General features: G+C 45.7%; 8 protein-coding genes. 2 read left to right on the top strand and 6 right to left on the bottom strand.

Annotated elements, in window-relative coordinates:
• The 5 genes from VIP81_RS27800 to VIP81_RS27780 all read right to left on the bottom strand — a co-directional run.
• On the bottom strand, positions 1-865 hold an 865-nt coding region (locus tag VIP81_RS27800), incomplete at its 3' end, for a hybrid sensor histidine kinase/response regulator (protein ID WP_331969168.1).
• Positions 866-942: 77 nt separating this feature from the next.
• The gene (locus VIP81_RS27795; RefSeq protein ID WP_331969165.1) at positions 943-1,515 is read right to left on the bottom strand and encodes a chemotaxis protein CheB; all 573 of its coding nucleotides are present in this window, start codon (positions 1,513-1,515) and stop codon (positions 943-945) included.
• A gap of 19 nt (positions 1,516-1,534) precedes the next feature.
• Positions 1,535-2,362, bottom strand: coding sequence for a protein-glutamate O-methyltransferase CheR (locus tag VIP81_RS27790; protein WP_331969162.1), 828 nt, complete (start codon positions 2,360-2,362; stop codon positions 1,535-1,537).
• A gap of 2 nt (positions 2,363-2,364) precedes the next feature.
• Positions 2,365-2,739, bottom strand: coding sequence for a response regulator (locus tag VIP81_RS27785; RefSeq protein WP_331969153.1), 375 nt, complete (start codon positions 2,737-2,739; stop codon positions 2,365-2,367).
• Positions 2,740-2,742: 3 nt separating this feature from the next.
• Complete coding sequence (locus tag VIP81_RS27780) at positions 2,743-6,756, bottom strand: response regulator (RefSeq protein WP_331969150.1); 4,014 nt, start codon at positions 6,754-6,756, stop codon at positions 2,743-2,745.
• Between the two features lie 136 nt (positions 6,757-6,892).
• Here VIP81_RS27780 and VIP81_RS27775 point away from each other — a divergent pair, with 136 nt between their 5' ends.
• Complete coding sequence (locus VIP81_RS27775) at positions 6,893-7,315, top strand: response regulator (RefSeq protein WP_331969147.1); 423 nt, start codon at positions 6,893-6,895, stop codon at positions 7,313-7,315.
• Between the two features lie 155 nt (positions 7,316-7,470).
• On the opposite strand, the gene VIP81_RS27770 is transcribed toward VIP81_RS27775, so the two are convergent.
• Entirely contained in the window at positions 7,471-8,859 is a 1,389-nt protein-coding gene (locus VIP81_RS27770; RefSeq protein ID WP_331969144.1) for a S41 family peptidase, read from the bottom strand.
• 129 nt (positions 8,860-8,988) lie between these two features.
• On the opposite strand from VIP81_RS27770, the gene VIP81_RS27765 reads away from it, so the two are divergent.
• A partial coding sequence (locus VIP81_RS27765; protein WP_331969142.1) for a tetratricopeptide repeat protein occupies positions 8,989-11,263 on the top strand: 2,275 nt, incomplete at its 3' end.

Raw genomic sequence — 11,263 nt, 5'->3', positions numbered from 1 at the left:
CAATATGGGGTATTTTTTCCACAGATATCATCGCATCCCGTTCTGTAATCATCAATTCGAGGTCACTAAGAATTTCTTTGACCATCACATTGAAGTCGGTTATTTCGTATATGCTTGCCACGGATAAACGGGAATAATTCAGCAGGTCGTTAATGAGCTTTGCCATGCGTTCTGAAGACCCTACAATACGTTCCATATAAGACAGGCCGTTAGGGTCCATATGCAGAAATTTATCTCTTAAAATGGCGCCGAACAGCTGTATTTTACGCAATGGTTCTTTGAGGTCGTGGGAGGCTACAGAGGCAAACTGCTGCAGGTCATGATTACTGGCCTCCAGTGATTTATTGATTTCTCTCAGTTCTTCCGTTCTTTCCCTTACCTTCTGTTCCAGCATGTCATTAACCTGCTGCTGATGTGCAATCAGAGCTTCCTGCGCCAGCTTCCGCACTTCTACTTCTTCTTTGAGCGACTGATGCATTTGTTTCAGCTCCAGAGATTGCTGGTAAAGGCGGGAGAAGGTTTTGACTTTCATCAGCAGGATGTCGGGATCCACAGGTTTGGTAATGTAATCAATACCGCCGGAGTCATATCCTTTTACAATAAATCTTTTGTCTTTATTAACGGCCGACAAGAATATAATGGGAATATCTTTCGCTTTGCTGTGGCCCGACAAAGCTTCTGCTACTTCAAAACCATCCATGCTGGGCATTTGCACATCCAGGATGATCAGGGTATAATTATGTTTCAATATTTTCTTAAGCGCTTCCTCTCCGGATAAAGCAGCATCTACTTCAAACTGATACAGTTCCAGCGTTTTCCTGATAGACAGAATGTTCTCCGGTTTATCATCTACAATTAAAATCATACGTCAAGCTTGTTTATGGCGGCGGGCAAAGGGAAAATGCTGCATGTTGCTTCCTTAAAGCCCATATGGAACAATAATCATACCCCGGCTATTCCGTTAATAAACGTGGCCATTTCCTGGGGCTGCAGAATAATATCTACGGGCGCCAGTTCTATTGCCTGTCTGGGCATATAATCTACATCTGCGGTAGCGGGATCCTGCACTGCAGTGGTGCCTCCTGCCTCATGCACATCTATTAATCCTTCAGTACCGTCTGTGTTGGCGCCGGAAAGCAATAAAGCTGCCATGTTGCTGCCATAGGCCAGTGCCGCGGAGCTAAAAGTAACATCTATACTTGGCCGGCTGAAATTCACTTTCTCGGAATAGTCTAACGATAACGTATGATCGGTTTCAATCAGTAGGTGGTAGTCTGCCGGCACGATATAGATGGTCCCTTTCAGCAGGGGCTCCTTTTCTGCGGCTTCTTTCACCGGCAGCAAGGTTTTAGCAGACAATAATTCCGTCAGCACTGATTCGTAATGACTTTGCCGGTGTAAAACAATAATAATAGCTGCATTAAGGGAAACGGCTAACCCGGGCAACAAAGTCAAAATAGGTTGTAGTCCTCCGGCCGAACCGCCTATTACTATTAAATACGGCGCTGTTGTCATAAGGGCTGTTGTTTCATTATTACAGTTGCACCTTCCGCCAGATCTTCTCCTTATTTTCCAGTTGTCTGAACTTACCTGTTACACTGGTAAAGTTAAGCGTTTCCTTGCTTCCCAATGCCAGAAACCCAAGCTGCTCCAGGCTATCACTAAATAGGGTCAGTACTCTGTCTTGCAATTTTTTATTAAAATAGATCAACACATTCCGGCAAATAATCAGCTGAAATTCATTGAAAGATCCGTCCGTTACCAGGTTATGCGGTGAAAAAATGATTTTCTCTCCCAGATCTTCGCGAAATTTGGCATATTCATAATTGGCCGTATAATAAGAAGAAAAATCTTCTCTTCCACCAGATTCCATGTAATTACGGGAATACTGCTGCATCTGCGATAACCGGAACATTCCTTTTCTTCCCTTCTCCAATACGCTGGCATTGATATCTGTAGCATAGATCACTGCTTTATGCAGCAGTTTGGCTTCTTTCAGCAGGATAGCAAAAGAATATACTTCCTCTCCGGTAGAACACCCTGCATGCCAGATGCGGATAAACGGGTAAGTAGCCAGCACCGGCAACACCTGTGTGCGCAAAGCCTGATAGAAAGAGGGATCACGGAACATTTCTGTTACGTTGACGGTGATCTCTTCTACAAAACGCAGTGCATAAGCCGGATCAGAAATGATGCGGTAACGATATTCGGCAAAACTCGGAAAGCGGTCGGCATGGTACAGATGATTCACACGCCGGTTAATAGAGGCAGGTGCATACGCTGTAAAATCATAGCCATATCTTTCCAACACATCGTTCAGCAGCAAATGTACTTCGGGTTCGCTTATCGGGTTCCTGCTCACTTTTACACAGATAAATATTGCTGTAGCTGTAAGAGTAATTCATCTACATCAATTGGTTTGGAAATATAATTATCAGCGCCTGCTTCCAGGCACTTTTCGCGATCGCCTACCATGGCCTTTGCGGTCACCGCAATGATAGGCAGCTGGCTATTCCATGGCATGGCGCGCAACGTGGAAATAGCTTCATAGCCATCCATATCCGGCATCATAATATCCATCAGCACTACGCCTACGTGATGATCTGCTGATAATAACTGTAGCGCCTCTGCGCTGGTAGCTGTTGATAGGCAGGGAATCCCCCTGGATTTCAGTACGGCTTTCAGCGCAAAGATATTGCGCAGATCATCGTCTACAATTAATACCTGTTTCTGTTCCATAAATTATTTCATGGCTTTATCGTATAACCATACCCGTAAGAGGGATAATAACTGATCTACATCCACCGGCTTGGAAATATAATCAGAGGCGCCCGCCTGCAAACATTTCTCCCGATCCCCCATCATGGCTTTGGCTGTCACGGCAATAATGGGCAAATTTCTCCATTCCGGTTGTTTTCGGATAGCAGCAATGGCGTCATAGCCATCCATTTCCGGCATCATCATATCCATCAGCACTACGTCTGCCGGATGCTCCTTCAGCTGCTGTAATGCCTCCTTTCCATCAATGGCAGACAATACCTTCATCTGGTGCTTTTCCAATGCTTTGGTTAAGGAAAAGATGTTGCGTACATCATCGTCTGCTATCAATACTGTTTTATCTTTCAGCACTTCATTCAGCATGCCCATTTTTCCATTGCCTCCAGCTGCTACCGGCGCATTTTCTGATACCAGGTGCAGGAAAAGAGATACCTCATCGAGCATACGCTGGTAGGAATGCGCCGTTTTCACCACAATAGAATCTGCATACTGCCGGATGCGTTGTTCTTCCGCCTTCGACAAACTTTTACCGGTGAAGATGATAATAGGAAGATTTTCCAATCCTTTTATTTCCTTCACCATTTCCAGGGCTTCATATGCTTTTTCATCCGGGATCCCCATGTCGAGGATCACGCAATCCACATCCTTTTGCTGCAGTAAGGAAACGCCATCTGCCACGCTGTTGCTGATTTCAGAACTCACCTGGTAGTTGCTGAGGAAGTAAGCCAGTGCTTTGGCGTGCTTGGCATTTTCTTCCAGTATCAGTACTTTTTTAGTAGACCGTTGCAACACAAACTCCATTTTTTCAAAAATGAGCTGCATACTTTCTATGTCTACCGGCTTGCTGATAAAATCGACAGCGCCTTTAAGCAGGCTTTCTTTTTTCGCCTCCATGGAAGACATGATATGCACCGGGATCGGTCTGGTTTGCGGATCATTTTTCAATTCTTCCATCACCTGCCAGCCATCTTTTATGGGCAGCTGAATATCCAGCAAAATACCGATAGGCTTATAGATACGGGCCATTTCCGCGGCTTCATCGCCGCGCACTGTCACAATACCTTTATAGCCTCTGGCATGCGTGAAATCCAGTAATGCTTTGGCAAAATGCGTATCGTCTTCCACGATCAGGATCACCGGCTCCCCTTTTCCAATCAGGCCACGATCATCGTAAATACCGTCTGGAATAGTGGGAGATAGAAAACGGTGTTTATCACCAGGCACTACGACATCTGTTACTACCGGTGACGGTAGTACGAAAGTATCTTTCGCAAGGGTAGCTGCTTTGCCGGCAACCGGAATGGTAATAGTGAACTCACTGCCTTCATTGACTACACTACTCACGCTGAGTTGTCCACCCAGTAATTTGGCCAGTTCCCGGCTGATGGATAGTCCAAGCCCTGTACCGCCGTACTTTCTGCGGGTAGATCCATCTGCCTGCTGAAAGGCTTCAAAGATCACCTGTTGTTTGTCTTCCGGAATACCAATGCCGGTATCCTTCACCACAAAGCGAATCATCTCTGGTGTTGCTGTTGTTTGCACTTCCAGTCTTACTGTGCCACGGGCTGTAAATTTCAGGGCATTGGATAACAGATTTTTCAGGATCTGCTCCAGTCTTACCTGGTCAGTTTCAATTGTATCGGGTACGCCGGTGGCAGTGTCCAGTATGAGCTGCAAGCCTTTCTCTTTCGCAATGGGCTCAAATAATGCCTGCATATTGGAATACATATCTGCTATCGACACATTCCCAAATTCCAGTTCCATTTTGCCGGATTCTATCTTAGACAGATCCAGAATTTCATCTATCAGTGTCAGCAGTCCCTTACCAGAGCTGTTAATGACCTGTGCATATTCTATCTGATCGCCATTCAGGTTATGGTCATGATTTTCGGACAGGAGTCTTGATAACAACAGGATAGAGTTCAGCGGTGTACGGAGTTCATGCGACATATTCGCCAGGAACTCTGATTTATACCGGGTGCTGAGGGCCAGCTCTTCTGCCTTTTTATGTATGTCGAGGTTACGTTCTACGATAATCTGGTTTTTTTCTTCCAGCAGTCGGCTTCTTTCTTCCAGCACTGCGTTGGATTGCATCAGTTCTTCCTGTTGCACCTTCAGTTCTTCTTCAGATACCTGTAATTTCTGTGTTTGTGCTTCCAGCTCTACATTCATGCTTTCCAGTTCGCTGTGCTGGGCCTGCAGCTCTTCTGCCTGTGTTTGTGTTTCTTCCAGCAACTCCTGCAGCTTGGTACGACTCCTGGTACTTTGCAGGGCAATAGCAATGTTTACTGCTGCCTGTTTGGCAAAGTCGATCACATTTTCTGTGAATGGAAAAAGCGACCCGATTTCTATCACCCCTTCCGTAACACCGGCATGCGTCAGCGGAATAATAAGCACATATCCCGGCTGGGCTGCTCCGGCAGCACCAGCAATATGCAGAAAATCATGCGGGGTTTCCTGCAAATACACGGGGGTTCTTTGTAATACGCTTTGTCCCAGCAATGTTTTGCCTACCTCAATCGTATCGGGAGCAGGATAAGCAGGAGACAATGCGTAGCCGGCTGCCAGATGAAGTTCCGCCGCATACCTGATATACAGCACACCGGTTTGCGCGCCGGTATATTGTACCATTTCCTTGAGCGCATCGTTGCTCAGTGTAGAGATATCTTTTTCACCGAGTAATATTTCGCTGATATTATTCAGTCCGGTTTGAATCCATATTTTCTGATCATTCTGATAACGGAATATTTTCAGATCAGCAGCCATCTGTACTACAGCATGCCCCAGCAAATCGCCGCTACTGCGTGGTTTCACATCAATATTAAAATCCCCTTTGCCGATGCTGTCTGCTGCTACAGCCAATTCCTGACTGGTTTGATCGATGGCTACAAATGAACGGGACAGGCTTCCGATGGCATCCTTACTATGCATTTCCGGAGCGGATCCCGGAACGCCTTTGGCGATGTTTACAGCAGCCGCCCGTAATAATTCCAGGCTATCTGTAATACTTTTAATGGTGATGGAAAGGAAAACAATGACCAATACTACAATCAGCACCAATACAAAGAAATAGCGGGTTTTGAGGTTGGTTTCTCTTTGGGAGATGGCCCTGGCATCCTTACCCACCTTGTCAATAATCGTACGCTGTAATTGTTTGATCTGGTCTACTGCCAGCGAAGAATTATCCCACCAGGAATCTGCATTAAACAGTGTATCAATTTTGCGGGCAGTAACGGTGCTGTTGATAAAGTCTTTCGTAATGGTATACTCATTAGAGGCTTCCAGCTTCTGAAAATCTTTTACCACCACCGGCGTAGCCTTATCCAACAGCTCTGCACGCAGGGAATTATACATGTCGTTATTATTCTCAATACGGGCAAAGTCATCCGGCCACACTTCTTTTTTCATCATGAAATAATAGATATCCATGCGGATCATTCCCTGGTAGGCCGACATTTGCGCCAGCAGGTGTTGTGCGTTCATATCCTGCTGCAACCCTTTGAGAACGGGGATATCCGGCGTATTGGTATTGGCCAGATCATTCAAACGGAAAATAAGATTGGAGTAATAGTCCAGCACTTCCCGTTGAGGCATATTCTTATTGTCTATGTCCTTTCTTTTTTTGGGGAGTGTGTTCAATAGCGAATATTGAAAGAACCGGCTATCGCTGGCCAGCAGCCGGCCTTTCACGGCCTCAATGGCCAGATCTGTTTTGGCCCGCTGTGTCAGCAGGTCATTGAGCGATCCTGTTTGCAATACATAGTTCACGCTGTTTCTGCGCTCCATGTGTATTTCATCTGCCACCTTCATAATGGTAGTCGCGGTGGCTACTTTCTGAACCAGATTGTCGATGCTGTTAATATCAGCACTTTGTTTATTGAATACTTCAATCCCAAAAAAGATCAGGCAAACAAGTGGTATTACTGCTATTAACATCAACTTCCTGGGCAATGGAAGTCGCATAAAAAATTTCATCATTTGCCTGAGCTTGTTTAGTTTTAAGAACCGATATCATTCGTAAACAGTGTTCTTGCCCCGTTTATACACATTTCATTCCAAAACGGGTGATGAACCTGAATTATAATTACAATAAAATAACAACAAAATCATAGATTTGTCTCTATTCAAAAACGATATGCCTGATAGTTGTAAATATACCTCAGTACTTTTAATTGATGATGATATAGACGATAGAATGATATTTGGTGAAGTATTAAAAGAATTGGCACCGGATATTATTTACCATGAAGCTATAAACGGAGAAGACGCATTAACCAGGTTAAGCAATCACCTGATCCCTGATTTAATATTCCTGGACCTGAATATGCCAAGGGTAGACGGGAAGCAGTTTTTGGCTGAAATACAGCAGATGGAGCATTTAAAGCATATTCCTGTCATCATCTATACTACTTCTTCTCATGAGTCGGATAAAAAGGAGACCAGGGAACTGGGTGCGTCTTACTTTCTGACCAAGCCCAACAGCCTGCACGAGCTGACTCATATACTGACAGATATACTACAGCAAAAAATGTTTTAAAAGAAAAAGCCTCACAAAGAATTGTGAGGCGGCTTTTCTACCATTGTTACTATTTTTAAACCCTCATATATGCGTGAGCATATGCTTTGTTGAGGTAAAGATGACTAATAATGTATTCTCAAGTGTTAATCCGTTCTTAACGACTCTTGCATTATTTATAATTTTTTCACGACTTCTTCCAGCCATCCGGGATTAGAAAAATCCAGCTTCACCTCCGGCTGAACGCCTTTGTTATCAATTCCTTGTCCCATAGCTACCCTGCGGGAACGGCTAACGGGATATTCGATAGAGAAGTCCGGACCACTATATTTCACCACATTTACGTTCGCATAATCCAGCGCTCCTGCCGAAGGGGCGCCAAATACTTTTACTTTTTTGCTTTGCAGGGCCTCCAGTAAAAACTGCTCTGCAGTATTATTGCACTTACCGTTAATGATCACCGCTACTTTAGCAGGGATGGGCAATGGGGAAGGAAGGATCATGTTCTCATCCGGTCCCATACTTACGAGACGGCCCTGCAGGCCATCGCCCTGATGGATCATATTGCGTAGCTGTTCCAGGTAGTCGTCGGGTACTTTTCCGACCTGTTCGTCCAGCAAACGGCTCCAGGATTTAATATTATCCGGCGTAGCGTAAAAATCTGCCCCGATAATTCTAACCGGCTGCGTGTACAAGAGGGGACGAAGGCGTTCTGTTAGCTTATCGGTGCCGGCGCCGTTATCGCGTATATCTATCACCAGGTTGGTATTTTTCCGGATGTACTCATCATTGGCGTTGAGTACGGAATCTGTCTGGTAATAATTAGCCGCGTCAAAACTACCGATGCGCAGGTAGCCTGTACTGTCGTTCATCTGTCGGAAAAAGAAAGCGGCGGAGGGCATCTCTCCAAAGGCAGGCATTTCCCGGGCTGCGGTTCTACCGGTGCTGCCAGGCCGCTGCCAGCCAAGGGCAGACAGTCCGTCCCGTTGTTTACTGATGGTAACCGTATCAAAATTTACCTGGTGCTGCTGATAGCTGATCAGATCAAACTTATCTGTTCCGCTGCCAGCGAGTTCAAAGATCACCTCTCCCGGCTTCCATTCCGGCACGGTTGACTCCAGGATCACTGCCGCATAACTGCGTAATCCGCGGAGATTTTTTACCAGGGCAATCTTATAAAGGTGATCGGCCTCATAAATGCCGGCAACGGCTGTCACAGGCTGCTTTTGCAGCTGATCCAGCTGTGACTGGGTGAGGGCAATTTTTTCTGTTACCGGTATATAACCGATGTGGAGCGCAAGATGCTGGTCTTTGAAAAAACGCAGGTATCTGTTGACCAGCAGCAGGCAATGGGTAGCGCTCCTGATAGTAGCCGCCTGTAACTGCAATTTCGCCACCATAGCGGTGTAAGTTTGCTGGGTAACAGGGGTTACCTTGTCAATAAATCCTACATAATTTTTCCTGAGATAGACCTGTACGCTGTCAAATTTCTTCCTGCAATCACATTCCTGTGCATATACGACTGTATTACACAGGAGTAATAACAATACTGCTATTGCTTTCATGGCAAAGGATTTGGATGTTTCTGGCTGATAATAAATGGTCTTTAAATATAAATCTTCGGACGGAACTATCAGAATTTATTTATCATCGTGGGCCATAATTAATAAATTACACGTCCTAATTAACAGCATATGCATTTAGACGAACTGGAAAGGCTGTACAACGAGCAGGCATATACCGAAGCAATAACGAAGCTGGAAATATACTTACAAGACAACCCCGCAGACGTGCGGGGCTGGCAGCTGCTGGGCTTATCCCAGCTGGAAAATGCCAAGGCCACAGACAACAGGGACCTTGCCACTGCCATGTACGACGCCGCTTACGAGGCTTTCAGCCAGGTGCTGGAACTCGACCCTGCTCATATGCAGGCAAGGGTACACCGTGCCTATATGGGCGCCAACGTAATGACCGACAAAGCAGACGAAGCGATCAACGATTGTGATATCCTGATTGCCGGCGGTGACGAGGAACTCACTACCAAAGCATTACTGTACCGGTTCCAGGTATGGGTATTGAAAAATGAAACAGAAAAGGCGCTGGCCGATATGCATCGGAATCTGCAGGTGTATGAGTCGCTTTATGCCGATGATCTGCCACAGCTCAATGTAGCCAGATTTCAGTGTTATACCCGCATTGGAGATGTTTATTATCATACCGAAAACAGACCGGCGGCACTGGAATATTATAAGCTGGCATTTGACTGCACCGTGTATAATAACCGGTTATTGTCTACCACCTGGTTTGCACTCGATATGGCCGACTATGACTTTGCAGCAGCCATGCTGCAAATTATGATCAGCGCCGGAGAAAATACCCAGGAAGAGATGCTGCGCCTGCTCAAACATGTACAGCAACTACTCACAGATGGCTTACGCCATGCTCCGCTGGCAAGAGAATTCTGTAAAGGCACCACTGAATTCTGGCAGCAGTTCTATGGAGAAGATGATGATGAAGGTACGCTGGAACAAATTTCTACCGGCAAAAGGTTCATTGCACAGTATCCTGAAGAAGCTTACTTTTATCATTACACCGCCACCGCCTTTTTTAACATAGGCAGTTACCAGGAAGCACTTCCCTGGTATGAAAAATCATTGGCGATCCAGCCTTACCCCTTCAGCATTGTAAGGTGGTATTATACCAGCTATAAAGTAACGGGGCAATTTCCGGAGCAATGGCCGGACTTAGTACATACTGTACCATACGACTGGTACGCCGCGGGCGTTATTTTCAGCGAAATTATCCAGCTGGAAAAAGACAGTAATGCCAAGCAGTTTGCGACTCCGTTGAAAAGATTTCTTTATAAGAAAGCCTTCGATATTTATCACGCTTACTGGTACGAAAACACCGGCAGTTCCTATGCCGGCCACCCACACCACTTTGCGATGTGTTGTAACAACTATGGCATTGCGTTATATGAGGGAGGTATTTTCGTGGAAGCCGTTCATGTGCACACCATCGGGTATAACATGTCGCCTTTCTGGGAACAGCTGGAATCCAGGGCTGACGCGTATCACAGCATGGGCAAACTGGCAGAAGCGATTGATGACCGCAATACTATACTGGAAAACTTTACCACCGTATTGCCCCTGATGTATTATGTATCTATTCATGAACGCATGATAGACGACCTTTGCACCCTGGAGCGCCATACAGAAGCACTGGACCTCTACGAAAAGATCCTGTCGGAATATAATGGCTGGATTGCCCGCGACATGGAGGAACTGGAGGAATATGACCGCCATACAATCACGTATAATATTGACCGTATTAAAACCGGTCGTGCCTTTATCAGAACCAATAGTGCCGACGATCTTTCGGAACGTATACTGGCGCTGGAAAGCCACCTGGTAGAAAAACCGGATGATAGTGATGCATACTTCAACCTCATGTATCTCTATTTTGATAATGCGCAGTATGAGCACTGTATTGGCGCTATTAACAATCGTATTTCCATTGGGGGCGTACCCCAACTGCCGGTCATCTCCCAAATGAAAATTTACTATTTCAGGGGAAAGGCAGCATTAAAGCTGGGCCGGTATAAAGCGGCCATTGCAGACATGCAGCAAACACTCGACATCATGTCTGCCGGCGATGCAGCAGATAATTCACCTAACTACCGGTTTGGGGTATACGCTTTTATGGCAGAAGCCTGGCTGGGGGAAAAAGAATATGATGAATGTATCGCATACGGTATGCAATGTATCAACATCTATGCAGGCAATAACTGGGCATGGGATACAGAAGCTTCCTCTATCCGGTACATCATGGCATTGGCGTACGAGGCAAAAGGTGATACCGCCGCCTGTAAAAAAATAATTGACCTGATTGTAACGAATGATACGGGCTTTCAGCCGGCAGCCACTAAAAAAAATGAACTGAGGGGAGGAGGATTATTTTCCTTTTTCC

Source organism: Chitinophaga sp. (assembly GCF_036566945.1).
Classification (GTDB): Bacteria; Bacteroidota; Bacteroidia; order Chitinophagales; family Chitinophagaceae; genus Chitinophaga.
This window is presented reverse-complemented; position numbering and strand designations above follow the sequence as displayed.

Excerpts from the sequence above, each read along its gene's own strand:
- VIP81_RS27780 (WP_331969150.1), bottom strand. The coding sequence starts at position 6,756 with ATGATGAAATTTTTTATGCGACTTCCATTGCCCAGGAAGTTGATGTTA.
- VIP81_RS27795 (WP_331969165.1), bottom strand. The coding sequence starts at position 1,515 with ATGACAACAGCGCCGTATTTAATAGTAATAGGCGGTTCGGCCGGAGGA.
- VIP81_RS27785 (WP_331969153.1), bottom strand. The coding sequence starts at position 2,739 with ATGGAACAGAAACAGGTATTAATTGTAGACGATGATCTGCGCAATATC.
- VIP81_RS27770 (WP_331969144.1), bottom strand. The coding sequence starts at position 8,859 with ATGAAAGCAATAGCAGTATTGTTATTACTCCTGTGTAATACAGTCGTA.